General features: G+C 52.6%; 17 protein-coding genes and 1 other annotated feature. Of the genes, 6 read left to right on the forward strand and 11 right to left on the reverse strand.

The annotated features are described in order from the left end of the window. Positions 1 to 37: 37 nt before the first annotated feature. The 9 genes from ACFWUL_RS11375 to ACFWUL_RS11415 all read right to left on the reverse strand — a co-directional run bounded on the left by ACFWUL_RS11375 (position 38) and on the right by ACFWUL_RS11415 (position 8,717). The gene (locus tag ACFWUL_RS11375; protein ID WP_416177375.1) at positions 38 to 1,318 is read right to left on the reverse strand and encodes a glutamate-5-semialdehyde dehydrogenase; all 1,281 of its coding nucleotides are present in this window, start codon (positions 1,316 to 1,318) and stop codon (positions 38 to 40) included. Between the two features lie 118 nt (positions 1,319 to 1,436). After that, positions 1,437 to 2,132 (reverse strand): amino acid ABC transporter permease, encoded by a 696-nt coding sequence (locus ACFWUL_RS11380; protein WP_297019674.1) that lies wholly within the window; start codon positions 2,130 to 2,132, stop codon positions 1,437 to 1,439. Position 2,133: 1 nt separating this feature from the next. Then, the gene (locus ACFWUL_RS11385) at positions 2,134 to 2,829 is read right to left on the reverse strand and encodes an amino acid ABC transporter permease (RefSeq protein ID WP_416177376.1); all 696 of its coding nucleotides are present in this window, start codon (positions 2,827 to 2,829) and stop codon (positions 2,134 to 2,136) included. A gap of 1 nt (position 2,830) precedes the next feature. Continuing rightward, positions 2,831 to 3,586, reverse strand: a complete 756-nt coding sequence (locus ACFWUL_RS11390) for an amino acid ABC transporter ATP-binding protein (protein WP_297019670.1) — start codon at positions 3,584 to 3,586, stop codon at positions 2,831 to 2,833. 48 nt (positions 3,587 to 3,634) lie between these two features. After that, positions 3,635 to 3,861, reverse strand: a binding site (T-box leader). A gap of 274 nt (positions 3,862 to 4,135) precedes the next feature. Then, complete coding sequence (locus ACFWUL_RS11395) at positions 4,136 to 4,933, reverse strand: helix-turn-helix domain-containing protein (protein ID WP_297019668.1); 798 nt, start codon at positions 4,931 to 4,933, stop codon at positions 4,136 to 4,138. Positions 4,934 to 5,287: 354 nt separating this feature from the next. After that, positions 5,288 to 6,028, reverse strand: coding sequence for a hypothetical protein (locus ACFWUL_RS11400; RefSeq protein WP_416177377.1), 741 nt, complete (start codon positions 6,026 to 6,028; stop codon positions 5,288 to 5,290). A 44-nt stretch (positions 6,029 to 6,072) separates the two neighbouring features. Next, positions 6,073 to 7,101 (reverse strand): NAD/NADP octopine/nopaline dehydrogenase family protein, encoded by a 1,029-nt coding sequence (locus tag ACFWUL_RS11405; protein ID WP_416177378.1) that lies wholly within the window; start codon positions 7,099 to 7,101, stop codon positions 6,073 to 6,075. Positions 7,102 to 7,310: 209 nt separating this feature from the next. Beyond that, the gene (locus ACFWUL_RS11410) at positions 7,311 to 7,724 is read right to left on the reverse strand and encodes a peptide deformylase (RefSeq protein ID WP_297019658.1); all 414 of its coding nucleotides are present in this window, start codon (positions 7,722 to 7,724) and stop codon (positions 7,311 to 7,313) included. A gap of 495 nt (positions 7,725 to 8,219) precedes the next feature. Further along, complete coding sequence (locus tag ACFWUL_RS11415) at positions 8,220 to 8,717, reverse strand: hypothetical protein (protein ID WP_416177379.1); 498 nt, start codon at positions 8,715 to 8,717, stop codon at positions 8,220 to 8,222. A 464-nt stretch (positions 8,718 to 9,181) separates the two neighbouring features. Here ACFWUL_RS11415 and ACFWUL_RS11420 point away from each other — a divergent pair, with 464 nt between their 5' ends. From ACFWUL_RS11420 to larC, 5 genes are all read left to right on the forward strand, one after another. After that, positions 9,182 to 9,919, forward strand: coding sequence for a sulfite exporter TauE/SafE family protein (locus ACFWUL_RS11420; RefSeq protein WP_416177380.1), 738 nt, complete (start codon positions 9,182 to 9,184; stop codon positions 9,917 to 9,919). Between the two features lie 122 nt (positions 9,920 to 10,041). Then, positions 10,042 to 10,314 (forward strand): hypothetical protein, encoded by a 273-nt coding sequence (locus ACFWUL_RS11425; protein WP_416177381.1) that lies wholly within the window; start codon positions 10,042 to 10,044, stop codon positions 10,312 to 10,314. A 237-nt stretch (positions 10,315 to 10,551) separates the two neighbouring features. After that, the gene (larE, locus tag ACFWUL_RS11430) at positions 10,552 to 11,367 is read left to right on the forward strand and encodes an ATP-dependent sacrificial sulfur transferase LarE (RefSeq protein WP_416177382.1); all 816 of its coding nucleotides are present in this window, start codon (positions 10,552 to 10,554) and stop codon (positions 11,365 to 11,367) included. Positions 11,368 to 11,680: 313 nt separating this feature from the next. Beyond that, positions 11,681 to 12,442: a nickel pincer cofactor biosynthesis protein LarB gene (larB, locus tag ACFWUL_RS11435; RefSeq protein WP_416177383.1), complete on the forward strand. Its 762-nt coding sequence runs from the start codon at positions 11,681 to 11,683 to the stop codon at positions 12,440 to 12,442. Further along, the gene (larC, locus tag ACFWUL_RS11440) at positions 12,443 to 13,891 is read left to right on the forward strand and encodes a nickel pincer cofactor biosynthesis protein LarC (protein WP_416177384.1); all 1,449 of its coding nucleotides are present in this window, start codon (positions 12,443 to 12,445) and stop codon (positions 13,889 to 13,891) included. Between the two features lie 663 nt (positions 13,892 to 14,554). Here larC and ttdB read toward each other — a convergent pair. Both ttdB and ttdA read right to left on the reverse strand, forming a co-directional pair. Next, complete coding sequence (gene ttdB, locus ACFWUL_RS11445; RefSeq protein ID WP_297019634.1) at positions 14,555 to 15,184, reverse strand: L(+)-tartrate dehydratase subunit beta; 630 nt, start codon at positions 15,182 to 15,184, stop codon at positions 14,555 to 14,557. 35 nt (positions 15,185 to 15,219) lie between these two features. Then, positions 15,220 to 16,125: a L(+)-tartrate dehydratase subunit alpha gene (gene ttdA, locus ACFWUL_RS11450; protein WP_416177385.1), complete on the reverse strand. Its 906-nt coding sequence runs from the start codon at positions 16,123 to 16,125 to the stop codon at positions 15,220 to 15,222. A gap of 939 nt (positions 16,126 to 17,064) precedes the next feature. On the opposite strand from ttdA, the gene ACFWUL_RS11455 reads away from it, so the two are divergent. Continuing rightward, on the forward strand, positions 17,065 to 17,955 hold the full coding sequence (locus tag ACFWUL_RS11455; RefSeq protein WP_416177386.1) for a LysR family transcriptional regulator: 891 nt from the start codon (positions 17,065 to 17,067) through the stop codon (positions 17,953 to 17,955). The last annotated feature ends 22 nt before the right edge of the window (positions 17,956 to 17,977 follow it).

Raw genomic sequence — 17,977 nt, forward strand, 5'->3', positions numbered from 1 at the left:
GCGGCGGGAGTCAGCCGCGGGACCTCAACTCTCTGATTTACAGGTCTTTAAAGTGGAAGTGCTTTTTCCCGGAGGCGTAGTCTCCTACGATCTGGCCGTTTCCGATGAGCCGGTATTTGTAGGACACCAGCCCTTCCAGTCCCACGGGGCCCCGGGCGTGGATTTTGGAGGTGGAGATGCCCACTTCCGCACCGAAGCCGTAGCGGAAGCCGTCGGCAAAGCGGGTGGATACGTTCCGGTAGACGCCGGCGGAGTCCACGAGGGTGAGGAACCGCTCCGCAGTTTCATCATTTTCGGTGATAATGGAGTCTGTATGGTGGGATCCATAGGTATTGATGTGGCGGATGGCGTCGTCCACATTGTCCACGAGGCCGATGGATAGCATGAGGTCCAGGTATTCCTTGTGCCAGCCCGTTTCTTTATCCATGGGTTTGGCGGGAATGATTGCACTTACCCCTTCGCCGCCCCGGATGGCCACGTGATTTTCCCGGAGTGCCTCTGCCAGCTTCGGCAGGAAATCTCTGGCAATGGCCCGGTGGACCAGGATGGTTTCCACGGCGTTGCAGGCGGCGGTGTACTGGGTCTTGGCGTCGATGATGATGGGGATGGCCTTTTTGATATCGTAGTCCTTATCCACGTAAATGTGGCATACCCCGTCGGCGTGGCCCAGGACGGGAATGCTGGTGTGGTGCATAATGTATTGCACGAAGGCATTGGAGCCCCGGGGGATGAGGAGATCCACGGATCCCTGGCATTCCAGGAGTTCGTCGATTTCATTGTGCTGCTCTGCCTGGAGGAGGCATTTCTCCGGAAGGCCTGCCGCCATGGCAGCTTCATGGATAAGGGAGAAGAGGATGCGGTTTGTATAGGTGGTCTCTTTTCCGCCCTTCAGGATGGCGCAGTTGCCGCTCTTCAGGCAGAGGGAGGAAATCTGGACCAGCGCATCCGGCCGGGCTTCGAAGATGACGCCGATGACGCCGATGGGACAGGTGATGCGGGTGAGGATGAGTCCTTCATCCAGCTGCCGATGGAGGGTGACCTTCCCTATGGGATCCGGCAGGGCGAGGAGACTTGTGAGCTCCGCCGTCACGTCAGAGAGTTTTCCTTCATCGAATTTGAGCCGCTTCTTTACGGCCTGGGGAACCCCGTTTTCCTCGGCCAGGGCAAGATCTTTCCGGTTGGCCGCAAAGATTTCTTCTTTATGGGCGGTGAGGGTGTCCCGGATATTTTCCAGGGCCCGGTTCCTCTGGGCTAAGGGCGTGGCTGCCAGCAGGGGAGAGGCCTGTTTCATCTGCAGGGTTTCTTCTTTTATATTCATGGAAATCGCTCCTTCCGCGTTTTTTCTTACATTGTAGGGGAGAGGGGAAAATGAGTCAAGACAGTACCGGCGAAATCGAAGCCGCGGCCTGGGTCTTCAGGACCCTGTCCGGCTGGCATCACATCTTTTCCCGGAGTTTCTTTTCCCACCAGGCGAAGAAGAAGGTGAGGATAATGGATACGGTCCAGTAGGCAATGGCATCGGCAATGTAGGGCTCCGTGCGGCGGTTGTAGAGGGCGGAGAAAATGTCGGCCTCCGCGAACATGTCCACCACCTTCACCGTAAATACGAGGGCCAAAAGCTTGATGGTTTTCAGGTAGTAGGTGAAGAAGGCAGGCATGGCTACGAGAAAGGCCTGGGGAAAGACGATGCGGGTGAAGGCCCGGAAGGGGGTCATGCCCATGGATACGGCCGCCTCGTACTGCCCTTTGTCCACAGCCCGGAGGGCGCCCCGGATGTTCTCGGACTGGTAGGCGGTATTGTACAGGATGAACGTGGTGTACACGGTCCAGTAGGGGGACACGTCGAAAGGTTTCACCGTGTGGCCGACTACCGAGGAAATGAGAGGAGCCAGCAGGAAGGGCAGGGAATTGTAGACGATGAAAAGCTGCACAATAGCCGGCACGCCGCGGAGGAAGGAAACGAGTACGGCAAAGAGACCGTTTACTCCTTTGCCACAGCTTTCCCGGATTACTGCAATGACAGACCCTAAAATAATACCGAAAAACAGGCTTACAAAAGCCATGAACAGGGTATTGGGGATGGCCTTGGCGATGAAGAGGAGAGCCGTCGGTAGTATGGAAAAATCAATCATTTCAAGCCCTCCTTACTTCTTTAGCGTTATATTTCTGGAAAATATGGAAAGCCAGTTCCACGAGGATCACCAATGCCCAGTAAATGAGGGCCACGGCGCAATAGGTTTCCAGTTTTCCCTGGCCGTAGTTAGCGTTGATGATGAGTCCTGCCCGACCCATGAGGTCCACCACTCCGATGAAGAACATGACAGACGTGTCCTTCAGGATATTGATGGCTTCGCTCACAAGGCCCGGCAGTGCCACCGGCAGGGCCTGGGGCGCGATGATGTGGACCACTCTATGGAAAGGGGACAGGCCGAAAACCATGGCTGCTTCTGTCTGGCCTTTGTCCACGGACAGGTAGGCAGGACGAATGATTTCGGAAATCACCGGGGTATAGTGGAAGGAAAGGGCAATGAGCACGTAGGCTGTGAGGGGCCATCCGTCAGGGCTGATATGGAGGGCCCGGACGATGACCGGCAGCACGAAGTACACCAGGTACAGGTCCAGGATGAAGGGCATGGACCGGTTATAGGACAGCCATACTTCGCAAATCTGGTGAAGCACGGGAATCTTTGCGATACGGATTACCGCCACCAGGGTACCGAAGAAGAGGCAGAGGAAAATGGAAGCAACGATGACTTCTATGGTAAAGGGCAGGGCCGTGGAGAGCCTGGGAAAGAGACCCAGAAAATAGGAAACATTAAAGGTCAGCATATTATCCCTCTTCCCGTTTCAACATACGCTGCAGGAACTGCCGGGTCTTTTCTTCCTTCGGATGGGTAAAGATGTCATCAGGAGTCCCTTCTTCCACGATATGGCCGTCTGCCATGAAGACCACCTTCGAAGACACTTCTTTGGCAAAGTGCATTTCATGGGTGACGATGATCATGGTAATGCCCAGGGTAGCCACGGCAGCGATGGTGTCCAGCACTTCCCCCACCAGTTCCGGATCCAGGGCGGATGTGGGCTCATCGAAGAGGATCACATCGGGCCTTGGCGCCAGGGCCCGGGCAATGCCTACCCGCTGCTGCATGCCTCCGGAGAGGGCGGAGGGGTACATTTTCGCATAGTCCGCCATGTGGACCCGTTCCAGCTCTTTCATGGCGATTTCATTGGCTTCTTTCTTCGTTTTGCCATAGCCGTAGATGAGACCTTCCGTCACGTTCTCCAGGACCGTCTTGTTCTTGAAGAGGTTGAAGGACTGGAAAACCATGGTGGATTTCCGGCGGAGCTGCTGCACTTCTTTCTTCGTGATATGGGAAAAATCGACGGAAACGTCGCTGATGGTCAGCTTTCCGGCGTCCGGCTTTTCCAGATAATTGAGGCAGCGGAGGAAGGTAGTTTTCCCGGTGCCCGAGGGGCCCAGAATGGAGACCACACTGCCCTTCTCTACGGAGAGGCTGACATCTTTTAGCACTTCGTGGCTGCCAAAGGATTTGCGGATGTGCTCCGCCTGTAATACAAGAGACATAAAAGGCCTTCTTTCTTTTCAATCAAAGCAATATAAAAAATCTCCATCCCATGGGACGGAGATTTCCGTGTTCCACCCAAATTCATTTTCCCGTCACCGGGAAAACCTTGGTTAGTCCATATGACTACGAGCTGTAACGGGCACCCCGGGCGGCCTACATTCCTTCAGCCCGCCTGCTCGAAGAGGCACTTCCATGCAATTCCCATGCCCCTTTCCACCGCCGGGGCTCTCTGGTATGGTTCCATCCATGTACTCTCTCTTGTCCTTGCACTGCTATGGATAACATATCAATTATGTTCAATATAACACAGATGCAGGAGAAAATGCAAGGGGAAGGGATGATGGCAGGGGTATGATAGATACATCGGTTAAGAAAAGGGAAAAGTGAGGAGTGAGGAGTGAGGAGTGAGGAGTGATGGTGCGGCGCACAAAATTAGAAGCGCCGCAATGATATATGCCGGTTCAGCGGCTTCGCCGCATCCATCCGGCGGCGAAGCCGCGGAACCTCAACTCTCAAATCCCAATTCTGCCGCGAAGCGGCGAAGCCCATCACATCCACTTCATGGCTTCTTTCATGGGCCCCGGCAGGGCCTGGCCGAAGAGGCGGTCCATGGCATCCCTGGTGACGAGCCAGGTGCGGCCCGATTTCCGCCGGTCGCCCTCATGCATACGGGCGGCAGCGTGGCCGGCTCCGGCGGCGGCACTGCGTACGACGCCGCTGTCCCGGTTCCAGATATGGGCGGCCTCTATGGTAGAGAAGACGAGAAGCAGGGGATTCAAAGGAAGTTTCTCTGCTTCCTCATTCTTATATACCCTCCTGGCAGCGGTCTTCAGGATGAGCCAGGTATTTCCGGATTTCCGTACTTCCGAAAGGGAAAAGAGGTTTCCTTCTCCCGCCCGTTCGCAGTCCGACTGGACCCGCTTCGCATCAATGCTGTAGAGCTTTGCGATTTCCTGGGGTGTCAGTACTTCTTCCAGCGGGTCAAAGGGAAGATGGTATATATCCATGGTCCCCAGGTCCGGTTCCCAGGCATCCGATGGGAAGGCAAGGACTTTCCCTTCACCGGCGGCCAGGGCACTTCCGGCGGGAAGCCGGCGGCCGGTAAGAAAAGCGGTATAGGCGGCCCGGGCCTTTTCTTCGGGAAGGGAAGAAAAAATCCAGTCCACCGGACCGGCAGTTACCGGCAGGGCTTCTCCCTCCGGGATAAAAGGCTTCTCGTGGAAGAGGTACAGGTGCGGCCCTTCTACGAGGATCCATCCTTCCGTCGGAATGGTCCCTTTCAGGAAGGCACCGTAGCAGGACTGGGATTCTATTTCATTTTTTGTATGTGTGTAGATTCGTATCATGGTTTATAATTGTGTGTTGACCGGTAGAGTCAGCTGGCGTGGGGCTTTTAGCTTCTAGGGAAGCACTGATTAAATCGTTGTCAGATTTCATTCTTGGGTTTTTATGCAATGCGAGGAATAACTCGACGCGAATAGCGAGCTATTTAAGGAGAGTTATGACGAAGCAGTGCATAAAAACCCTTATGAAATCTGACTCTGCGAATTAATCAGCGCTTCCCTGGCTGTTAGCTTTTAGGAAAACTGATTAGCCTTCGGCGCTTGGCCCATTCTTCGGTTGCCTTTCATGACGTAGGCGAGACAGCTTCCCTGGAAGCTCTCATGCCAGTGACACTGACCGCCAGTACCAGAAATGCCTCACAGCGACGACAGCATGCGGATGTGGCCGGCCAGGAGTTCTTTGTTGATGTAATCATGGATTTTCTCCATAGGGGAATCAGGGGCGATGGCTTCCCGGTCTGCAGTGCCGGCGCCGTGGCTCTGGATTTTTCCATCGTAACCGTAGCGGGTCATGGACAGAGTCTGGATCCGTTTATGGGGCACATCCATTTTCACGTGGTAAATGACGGAAGAAAAATTCTGGTCCTTCCAGGGATAGGAAATGCGGACCCAGAATGTGGCGTATCCATCTTTATAGGTAATCGTATTTTTCTCCACATCGTAGGTACTGCCGTGGAAACGGACGCCCTGCTCCTTATACACAAGAAGCCACTGGGGTTTCACGAACCGGGGAAGCGGGTTGGCCACGTAGTGGGTATAGAGGTTCATGCCGAAGGAGTGGGGCACGAGGCGGCTCCAGTTCTGGGGGTCATCGCTGTACTTGAATTCGTGGGTTTCTTTCCCGGAGGAATCAAAGGTCTTCATTTCCGCTACCCGGTAGGCCCGCTGATCCTTGTCAAATTCAATGGTAGAAATGGTGGTGCCGTCTTTCCCAAGGGACTTGATATTCAGGGAAGAACGGAGGCCGCTGTCCACGTAGGAATCAGTATCGACCTGGGTGGTGGTGGAATCCTGGAAGGAAATCCAATTCTCCGCTATTGCCTGGGTTCCGCCCATGAGCAGGCAGGCAGCCAGAAAGGGAACCAGCAGTTTCTTCATAAAAATCCTCCTTTGGAAACGAATGGCTTTTCGGACAGCCTGTTTTATTTCAGGCTTTTAATGACCCGCAGGTCCTGGGGAGTCAGGAAGGGGGTATAGGGCTTTCCCAGGTACAGGGACAGGGTATCCACGAGACTGCGGATATGAGGGGCATCCACGTGCATCATATCCGCCAGGTCCCGGAGGCTTCCCATACCGCAGGGCAGGTCTTCCGAAAGGTACCGGCCCTTGAGGTCCGCAGGGCCCATGACGGTTTTATAGGATTCATTCTCCGTGAGGGCCTCATAGAGAGTCCCCTTTTTCTCTCCCCAGGATGCATTGAGCACATCCAGCAGGGAGGAAAGGGACAGGCCCAGGGCTTTTCCGATGGCAATTCGTTCATTATCGCAGGCTTCCATGTAGTCCGCTACCCGTTTTGTCAGGGGAGCCCCAAAGAAATGGAAGGATTCCCCGTTTTCAATGCGGGTGATATTGAAGAGACACTGGGTGACGTGGATGATGGGGTTCGTGGCGGATAGGGAAGTGGACGCAGGCGATGCGACCCGGCTCACCTTGGACGCCATGAGGTGGAAGAGATTGCTGAGTTCTCCTTCCTCTCCCAGGCAGGAATAGCCGATTTCCTCTTTCATGGCCTTGAAATCGAGGCATTTATAGTCCTGGGAAAGCCGGGAAATAAAAGGCATGTTGGCGGTTTCTGCAATAGTGATATCCGGCACCCCCTGCTTCTTTGAAAGGACCCGGCAGGCCTTGATGGCCCCCCAGCAGCCGTTCATGAAAAGAAGGCACTGTCCTTTGTGAAGGTAAGGTGCCACCTCTTCCACCACCGCTTCGTGGTCCGTGGCGTGGGTGCAGACCATGAGAATGTCTGCCTCCTCGCAGGCCTCTTTCAGATCCGTCACCACAGGCACGAAGAAAGAAGCATCCATCTTTCCCCGGACCGTAAGGGGCGTCCGGTTCCAGAAAGCCGCTTTCAGTCGGTTCCGTACGAATACTTTGCAGGGAATATTTTTCAGGTTAAAAAATGCGGCGCCGGCCAGGGCCGTACTGCCGGCACCGATGATGGTGATATTCATTCGTTCCTCCTACAGAATCCGGCAGAATAAAAACACCGGACCGAGATCCTTATTATTATAACCTATTTATTGTTTTATGAACATGAAGAAGGAATGGGAATTTTATTGGGATAGGAAAACAGGAATTCCCCCTGGCCTCGGAAGGGACATTGGGACAATAAAAAGACCTCACGCCCAAGGGTGAGGCCAGGAGAATCAGCGATGCTTTCTTAAATCAGTATACCTTCCAGATGGTCCATTTCATGCTGGATGATTTCGGCAGTGAAATCCTGGAACCGTTTTCTCTTTTTATGGAACGCTTCATCCTCGTATTTCACCTCCACCCAGTCATACCGCCGGCAGGGGCGCCGTCCGGCAAGGGAGAGGCAGCCCTCTTCCGTATCGTAGGAAGTGGGCGAGTGGTTTGTGATGACCGGGTTGTAGAGAAGAAGAGGGCGGTCTCCGTCCCGGATGGCGATGATGGCCTTCGTGCTGCCGATCATATTGGCAGCCAGCCCTACGCAGTCTTCAAAGTGGGCTTCCAGGGTATCCAGCAGATCCTGGCCATCCTTCCGGTCCTTGAAGGATGCTTTCTCCGCTTTCCGGGAAAGAAAGAGAATATCTTTGACAATCGGACGAATCATGGGAGGAACCTCTTTTCTGGTAGAGTTGTGAGAATGGATTTGAACTTTGAACAGACGGGAGCTGGCAGTTAGGAGCGAGGAGTTAGGAGTGGAGGTGGCGGCGCGCAATTCATAGAGCACCGCCAATTTTGGACCTTCCCTCCAATCGTATGAAAGAATGCAGAACAGTTTGTGGGGAGTGAAGATGTGGCGGTTCAATAATAAAAATACCGTAAATTGCAAGGAAACCCAGCACTGCTCAAGCAACCCGAATCAGCTGTGGCTTGTCAGTCAGGGCAGTATCTCGGCGGCATGAGATTCTGCGGGAGAGAAAGTAGATTATATATTTCGCAGCGCTATATAATTTGTGCGCTGCACCGCCACTCCTCACTCCTCACTCCTCACTCCTCACTCCTCACTCCTCACTCCTCACTCCTCACTCCTCACTCCTCACTCCTAACTAATACCTGCATCGCTTTCCTAAGGAATGAGGAATGCTATTTTACGACCTGTTTCTTACAGGCTGAATCCGTCAGTCTGGTCTCCCGGTTTGTCCAGACGGCGGGCGATGTCATCGTATACTTCCCCCAGATGGTAGATGATCATATCCAGGGTTACCCGGACCACTTCGGGATCAAATTTCTCCGCCTTCGTAGTGGTAGTGACATCGAGGAACACGTTGTCATCGAAACCTACGGTGTATTTCATGATGGCATGGTGGGCATTCAGGTCGTTGAGGAACGCCATGAATGTCTTCCGGGCAGGTCCCTTCGGCGCCGTGCCCAGATGGATCCGGAGGAGAATGTACATGCTGTTGTCCGTAATCACCGCAGCTACCAGCTTATGATGCTTTCCGGCGGGGATGGCGGTCATGAAGACGGAGGTGTCATAGGAATCATGGATATCCCGGCGCTTGAAGAAATTCAGGCCCTTTGACTTTGTATAATTCTCAAAAATATCAGCTTTCAGATTCTTTTTATGGTTTCCCTGGGGAAATGGAATTGTTTCTGCCATGGTTAGACCTTTCTGCACAGTGGCACTTTTCAGGAAATATCTTTTCCTATTATACAGGATACCGGAGGAATTTGAAAACCTGTCAAGGGGTACCAATGGGTAGATAGGTGCACATAGAAGGATTCTATAGCGCCACCTTTCGGAGGCGGGGAGAATGTAGGAATCGGGCGGTTTCTATGAATTAATGAGACTGTACTTTTTAAAAAAGTTCGATTCTATCGATGATGATATTAAATCATATTGGCCATCTATTATGACTTTAAATCATCATAATATTGTTTCACAACTATTCATAAATAAGATTGGTAGCAGGAAAATCGATAACATAATTAGATTAACCTATACAGAATGGAGAAATGGCCTTTTTCCGTAAAAACCGGGGTTATAATAGGTCCATCAAGACTTATATCGGCGGATATCGATGCTGTCTGCCCCTGAAAATAGATAGGAATAAGGTGACTCTTATGGACTTAATGATGCTTCCTGAATTTATCAAATTGGCCCTTTTTATGGCAGCCGTATTTATTTCCAATATCGTGCAGGCCCTGACCGGTTTCGCGGGGGTCATGATTTCTATTCCCCCTACGATCCTGCTTTATGGTCCGGACATGGCAAAGGCTGTGATTAATGCCATCTGCTGGCTCGTGTGTGCTTACCTGATGTTCAGGAACCGGAGCTTCATCAATAGAAAGGAACTTCTTCGGATTGTGGTTTTCATGCTGGTGGGCATGGCCATCGGCATCCACCTGTACAATGTGGTGAATCAGCAGATCCTGGTTCCCCTCTATGGTGCCATTATCGTAGGAGTGGCGCTGAAGAATATGATTTTCAAGCAGGGCACATCTCCCCTGCCCGCATGGATTGCGATTCCCGTGCTGCTGGGAGCCGGCATCATCCACGGTATGTTCGCTTCCGGCGGCGCCCTGCTGGTGGTGTACCTGGTGGCGACCTTCCGGGATAAGGATTCCTTCCGGGCCAATGTGGCTTCTGTTTGGACAATCCTGAACCTGGTGCTCATGTTCAACGATTACCAGAAGGGCCTCTATACTCCGGAATTCTTTGAACTCCTGGCGCTCGGCGTGATTCCCCTGGCCGCTGCGGTGTACCTGGGAAATAAAATCCATGATATGATCAACCAGAAAATGTTCAATCGTCTCACCTTTGGACTCCTTCTGGCAGCGGGGAGCATGATTCTCATCTGACCCGGAATAAAAGAAAGAATGTATCCTGCACAAGGGATGCATTCTTTTTTATTGTGGCGCACCTAAAATGGTGATATAATGTGATTGAGAAAAGTTATCATTTTCTCGGGAAAGGAGGACCCATGATGGGTACATTTTTGACAGGACTCATTATCTGTGCCATTGCGGCATGGTTTGGATACTGCATTTACCGCATGTGGCGGGGCGCCAGCGGAAGAGACTGCGCCAGCTGCGCCCTGGGCGGTGATTTTGACTATGCCCGGTATGGCGCACAGAAGATTGTGCCGAAACGGGAGGAATTCGTTACGGCATCGGGCCACCATATCATCGTAGATGAAGAGGCAGCCCGGAGACGGCGGGAACGGATCCGGAAAATGATGGAAGGTAGAACCTGAAGAAAGCGGCGCCATGGGCGCCGCTTTTATAGTGCGCCAGTGACTCTGCCCATAAGTATGTTAACCCACTTGACACATGCCCCTATAATACAGCCTATTCCATTAAACCCTGCTTCATATGCTATAATAAAATCATATCCTGCGGCCCATGGACGGGCCGTATTTTCCGCTCTTCCATCCTCCCGGCAGGCGCCCGGAGTCAGGGCGGTATACTCAAGTAAAGAATGGAGAATCATCATGGTGAGTGAAGAACTTTTACAGAAACAGGAAGCCCTGGAGTCCTACCTGAAGGAGCTGGGCAGCGTGGTACTGGCTTTTTCCGGCGGCGTGGATTCCACCTATCTCATGCATGAGGCGGGGAAGGTACTGGGGGATAAGGCCATGGCGGTGACCATGAACCTGGCTTCCGTGCCGGAGCGGGAAGTGGCGGATGCCATAGAGTACTGCAAAGCCGAAGGAATCCGGCAGGAAGTGGTGAAAATGGACCAGTTCAAAATCGAGGGATTTGCAGAAAATCCGTCTAACCGCTGCTATCTGTGCAAACATTTCCTCTTCAGCTCCCTGAAAAAAATGGCAGAGGATGAAGGCTTTGCCTATGTCATTGACGGGACGAACATGAACGATGCCTCCCAGTACCGGCCGGGGCTGAAGGCACTGGCTGAGCTTTCCATCAAGAGCCCCCTGCGCCACGCCGGACTTTACAAGGCAGATATCCGGGCCCTTTCGAAGGAAGCGGGGCTCCCCACCTGGAGCAAACCCTCCTTTGCCTGTATGGCCACCCGTTTCCCCTACGGGGAAACCATTACGGCGGATAAGCTGTCCATGGTGGAAAGGGCAGAGGATTTCCTGTTCGCCAAGGGATTCAAGCAGCTGCGGGTGCGGTTCCATGAAGGAAATATGGCTCGTATAGAGGTACTGCCGGAAGACCTCTGGCATCTGTATAAGATCCACGAAGAAGTGGTTTCTGCCTTCCGTTCCTTTGGGTTTACTTACGTCACCATGGACCTCATGGGCTACCGCATGGGCAGTATGGATGAAGTGTTGAAAGAGTAGGCTGTCAGCACATTTTGTGTTGTGGGGTGTGGGTAGTGAGGAGTTAGGAGTGAGGAGTGAGGAGTGGTGGTGCGGCGCACAATTCATATAGCGCCGTAAATTTATATTTTGAGCATTAAGCGTGTTACACTTGATTCTAATTGCAAACATGCCAGGCCGTTATTTAACTGTGTACAGTCATTTGAATGACGTACCCAAATAATCAAACTCTGCGGCGCTTTATAATTTGTGCGCCGCCACATTCACTCCTAACTCCTAACTCCTCACTCCTAACTAACTCATCAGTCATTGTATGAACAGCAATAGGAGTCATATGGACATTAAAAGTATTCTGGAACAGGTAAAGCAGGGAGAACTGGATATTGACGAGGCGGAGAGTCTTCTTCGGGAGAACCCGGCAGACCGGTCCTACGAGGAAATGGGATTTGCGAAGCTGGATACGGACAGGAAGGCCCGGAGCGGCTTTGCGGAAGTGGTATACTGCCAGGGAAAGTCTGATGCCTTCCTGGGGCAGATTTTCAAAAAACTCTACGACTGCGACGGCGAAGTCTTCGGCACCCGGGCCAGCGCCCACCAGTATGAGCTGGTGAAGAAGGTGCTGCCCGGTATTTCCTATGACCCCGTGTCCCATATCCTGAAGCAGGAAAAGGAGAAGGACCACATCGGCTGCATCGCTGTCTGTACCGGCGGCACGGCGGATATTTCCGTGGCCGAGGAAGCGGCCCAGACGGCGGAATACTTCGGCAGCCATGTGGAGCGGATTTACGACGTAGGGGTGAGCGGCATCCACCGGCTTCTGTCCAAGGAGACCCTGGTGCGGCAGGCGAACTGTGTCATTGCAGTCGCCGGTATGGAAGGGGCCCTGGCCTCTGTCATCGGAGGACTTGTCCGGAACCCGGTGATTGCGGTACCCACGTCCGTAGGGTACGGCGCCAGTTTCCACGGCCTTGCAGCCCTCCTCACCATGATCAATTCCTGTGCCAATGGCATAGTAACCGTGAATATTGATAACGGCTTTGGCGCCGGTTATGTGGCTACCCAGATCAACCGGCTTGCAGAAAGGGGAAAGATTTAAATGGGAAAATCCTTATACTTGGAAGCGTCTTCCGGCATTGCGGGAGATATGTTTGTGGCATCTCTCCTGGACCTGGGAGCGGATCGTAAGGTATTGGAGAAGGCACTGGACTCCATCCCGGCCAAAGGATTCAAGGTGGAAATTTCCAGGGTCCAGAAGGCGGGCATCGACTGCTGTGATTTCAATGTGATCCTGGATAAAGAACACGAAAACCATGACCATGACATGGCCTATCTCTATGGTCCCCTGCCGGTGGCGGAAGCCCATCTCCATGGAGATGAGAACCACGAACATCACTGTCACTGCCATGAGGGGGAAGAGGACCACGACCATGAGCACCACTGCCACTGCCATGAGGGGGAAGAGGACCATGACCACGAGCACCACTGCCACTGCCACGACGGAGACGAGAACCATGACCATGAACACCACTGCCACTGCCATGGCGGAGAGGGGCACCATCATGACCACGACCATCACCACCATCATGAACACCGGCATCTGGCGGATGTGGAAGCGGTAATTGATGGTACGGATATGACGGAGCCGGCCCGGAAACTGGCAAAGAAGATTTTCCGCATTGTGGCGGAGGCGGAATCGAAGGCCCACAACCTGCCCATTGAAGAGGTCCATTTCCATGAAGTGGGAGCGATTGATTCCATTGTAGATATCATCGCGGCAGCTGTATGCTTCGATAATCTCGGTATTTCCGATGTCATTGTGCCGAAGCTCTGTGAAGGCACCGGCTCCGTCCGCTGCCAGCACGGCGTGCTTCCGGTACCTGTGCCGGCGACTTTGAATATTGTGACGGCTTACCATATGCCTCTGGAAATCATGGAGGCCAAAGGAGAATATGTGACCCCAACAGGGGCGGCTATCGCAGCGGCCCTCTGCACGTCCCACAGCCTGCCGGCATCGTTTACCATTGTGAAGACGGGCCTTGGCGCAGGAAAGAGAGACTATAAAGAACGGACAAATATCTTCCGGGCCATTCTTATCGATACCGGCGAAGGACCGGGGGACAAGGACGAAGTGGTGAAGCTGGAAAGCGATATCGACGATGCCAGCGGCGAAGTGCTGGGGTATACCATGAAGCGCCTCATGGAGGCAGGGGCCCTGGACGTCCACTACAGTCCCATTTATATGAAAAAGAACCGCCCCGCCTGGGAGCTCACGGTGATCTGCAAAGAGGAAACGAAGGATGTCCTGGAGGATATCATCTTCAGCGAAACCACTACCATCGGTATCCGGGAATTCACCTCTGTCATGCGGTCCATCCTCCGGCGGGAGGAAAAGGAAGTGGATACGGCCTATGGAAAAGTGAAGGTTAAGGAAGTGACCATCCACGGAGAGAAAAGGCGGTATCCGGAGTATGAATCGGTGAAGGCACTGGCCGAAGAAAAGGGCGTGCCCTTCCAGACGGTGTTTGACCTGGTGAAAAAGGGATAAGAAGCATTACAAAAGGGAGCAGGAAATGTCCTGCTCCCTTTTCTGACAGCATGCTTATGGATAGAGTCATTAGCATGAGTCTGCTAGCTGTTAGCTTCTAGTGATGCGTTTCAATCACATTTGGGATAATGGTTAATATTTGACTCGAGTGGAACCACTACTGCCGCATGCCGATTCTAAATGCCATAGACTCTGCACCTAACTCGTCATCTCGAGCGGTGGTAAGCGCAGTAATGACGTAAAATATAAAAATCGAATGTACGAGAGAGTCGAGAGATCTCTCAGATAAATGTCTCTGACGGTCCTAAAACGCTGGCAACGGCCGAAAAACTATGATTCCAAACGCAAGAAAGATTTCTCGACTCATCGTAGCTGTAGCGATTTTTATATGCACAGTCACTTTGCATGCTGCCACCGCTCGAAATGACGGTATAGGGGTAGTTTCACTTGCTATGCTATCATAAAATTGCCGTACGATTAATCTATGATTAGCACAAATGTGATTGAAACGTATCACTAGCTGCTAGGAAAGCTGCTCAGCCTGCGGCGCTTCCTACATGATGAGCCTTACTTATTCATGCCGTCGGCTGCTGAGCTTTCCTGGCAGCTAACAGCTAGAAGCTAGCAGCCCCATGGGGGTGGCTATAGCAGTTTTTATGACGTTTACTTAATGAACCCTACCTGGGCGCTGATCCGTTTGATCTGCTCCTCTTTCCGCTTGTTGTATTCCACCTTTTTCTCTTCGAAGTAGTTCTTCCCGTAGGAATCGATGGAAACGATGAGGGGACCGAAATTCTTTACATGGCAGTGCCAGAGGGTTTCCGGCATGCCCAGTTCCTTCCAGTGGGCATCTACCACTTCTTCCACTTCCTGGGCGGCTACCACCGCATTTCCGGCGGGGAATACGCAGTGGATGGCGCCGAACTCCCGGCAGGCCCGTTCCGTATTTTCTTTCATGCCCCCTTTGCCTACAATGACCCGGACCCCCGTTTTCTTTACGAATTCGTATTCGAATTTTTCCATGCGCATGGATGTGGTGGGGCCTACGGAAACCATTTCATAGGACTCTTCTCCGTGGGGGCGGATGATGGGGCCTGCGTGGAGGATGGCTTTATCCTTAATATCCACAGGCAGGTCCCGGCCTTCTTCCACCACCCGGCGGTGGGCCACATCACGGCAGGTGGTGAGGTCGCCGGTGAGGTAAATAATATCTCCGATGTGGATATCCTTTAAATCTTCCCGGGAAATGGGGGTGGTGAGTACTTTATTTCCATCAACAATTGAAACAGCCATTTTCTTCTCCTTTTCTGTAAAATATCTGTATCGAATCAGCCGTTATAGGTGAAATGGCTGTGGGTATCGGTCTTGAAATTGAGATCTTTATCGAAAACAATATGTCCTCTCCGGTGGCTCCAGCATCCTACGCACACGGCGCAGCCGATGACGGAAGGATGGCGGGCGGTGTTTTCAATATTTACGCCCATGACGGAGTAGTGGCCGCCCATGCCCTGGGGTCCAAGGCCCAGGGCGTTAATACCGTCTTCCAGGAGGTGCTCCATCTTTTCGGCATTGGGGTTGTCATTGTGGCTTCCGATGGGACGGAAGAGGGCCTTTTTGGAATTCAGGGCTGCCGTCTCCACGGAGGTGCCGATGCCTACGCCCACGAGAAGCGGCGGGCAGGCATTGAGTCCGTAGCTTGTCATGCGGTCCAGTACGAATTTCGTGACCCCCTCATATCCTTCGCCAGGCATGAGCACCGTGGCACAGCCAGGGAGAGAGCATCCGCCACCGGAAAGGTAGGTGTAGATTTCACATTTATCCGAATGGGGAACCATGTCCCACCAGATGGTGGGGGTGCCTTTGCCTACGTTCTTGCCGGTATTGTATTCGCTGAAGGTCTCTACGGAATTCAGGCGCAGCGGCGTTTCAAATGATGTCTTCACTACGGAATCCCGGAGCAGCTTTTCCAAATCATCTATGAGCGGGAACTTCGTGCCGCAGCGGATCCAGAACTGGGGCACTCCGGTGTCCTGGCAGGACGGGCGCTGCAGTTTTTCCGCCAGCATCTGGTTGCGGAACATGGTGCGGTAAATGACCTTCGCCGGGGGCGTGTCTTCCTTGTCCCGGAGTTCCTCCAGCTTTTCAATCACGTCGTCCGGAAGGCGGATGGCGGTGTGGCCAAGGAATTTGGCCATAATATCTTTCATTTTTTCAACCTGTTCTTCGTGGTTCATTGGTTCCTCCTATATGACAAGCAATCCTTTTCTTTTGGGAAGCACTCGGTGTTTCCTTCACTCTGCCGTTATTATAGGTCTCTTCCAGACATATGTACATTTGAAACTATTGATTTGAGCATAGGAAAAAGCTATACTGAATTCAATGGATATGCATGCTTATGAATAGAGTCAATAGCATGGGGCTGCTAGCCTCTGGCTTTTAGCTTCCAGGAAAGCTCCACGGCCTACGGCATGATATTTCCTGTCGAAAGCAATCGATGGGAGCACCGCAGGCTGGCCAAATCTCCTGGTGACTCATCTCCAGGGAAGCGCTGATTAATTCGCAGAGTCAGATTTCATAAGGATTTTTATGCACTGCTTCGTCATAGCTCGGCCAAGGATAAAAGGAAGGCGCTTTTATGTGCAGAGAAAGCGCCAACTTACCTTGGCTCAGCAGTCCTATGCAGGACTGCTGCCTTAAATAGCTCGCTATTCGCGTCGAGCTATTCCTCGCATTGCATAAAAATCCAAGAATGAAATCCGACAACGATTTAATCAGTGCTTCCCTAGCATATTTGGGTTAATAACCAATATTGACCCAAGTAGAGTCACTACTGCTGTGTAACGGTAGTACACCCCCCTCTCGCTTCGCTCCTCCAAATTGTGTTCGCTGCCACCTCAAGGGACCATGGGGTCTATCAGCGGCTTCGCCGCTATAGGAAGCCTTCCCCTTGAGGGGAAGGTTTGGTTAGGGTGGTTGACTATACACGCGGTCTTGCTATGTGAGACCAACAGGTATCCAGCCCGCGGCGATAGCCGCTATCAGGTTTCATAAGGCGGCGCTATATAATTTGTGCGCCGCCACCACCACTCCTCACTCCTCACTCCTCACTCCTAACTACCCCGCTATTTCCTTATTTGTTACTTCTTCACCGTTTATCCCCAAAGGAGACCCTTATGACTCTTACCCAACTTTCCTATTTCTGCGCTGTCTGTCGGACCCACAGCATTACCCGGGCGGCGGAGACGCTCTTTGTATCGCAGCCCACGATTTCCACAGCCCTCCGGGACCTGGAAAAGGAATTTCACTGCCGCCTTTTCATCCATGGAAAAAACCGGATTTCCCTCACCGATGAGGGCGCTGATTTCTATGACGAAGCCCTGCGAATCCTGAAAGAAACGGAAAAGCTGAAGATCCGGTTCGACAGGAGGGAATCAGAAAGGCCCCTCCGTATCGGTATACCGCCCATTCTTTCCACCATATGTATCCCGGAGCTTACGGATCGTTTCGAGGAGGAGACCGGGGTGCCGGTACAGCTCTTCGAATACGGGTCCATCCGGGCGGGGGAACTGGTAGAAAAGGAAGACCTGGACGTGGCCCTGGGAAATCTGGACATGGTGAACCTGGATACCTATAATTATTTCCGGATTATGGAAGATTCCTATGTATTCTGCCTGTCGAAGGACCATCCCCTGGTGAGAAGCGGGGCGGTAAACCTGGAGAGCCTTTCCAAGCTGCCACTGCTCCTCTTCAATACGGATTCCATGTCCACGGAGACCGTGATTTCCTACTTCCAGTCCCGGAACATGGAAATCCGGGTCAAAATGTACTGCAGCCAGCTCATGACCCTGCTTCGGGTCCTGGAAAGCGGCCAGTGCGGGGCTGTCCTCTATCGGTCTATTCCTGTGGATGAAACAAGGTTTGTGAAAATTCCGCTTCCCGGCATTACCTGCAAAGTGGGCATCCTGTGGAAAAAGGGGGTCTTCGTGCAGGAAAACCTGCAGAAATTCATTGATTTTGTGAAAAAGAGTACACGCAAAGGAAAAAAGAGCCTCTCCATGGAATAAGAGGCCCTTCGTTCAGGAGGTT

Origin of the sequence: Dialister sp., assembly GCF_047832375.1 — a bacterium.
Taxonomy (GTDB): Bacteria; Bacillota; Negativicutes; order Veillonellales; family Dialisteraceae; genus Dialister.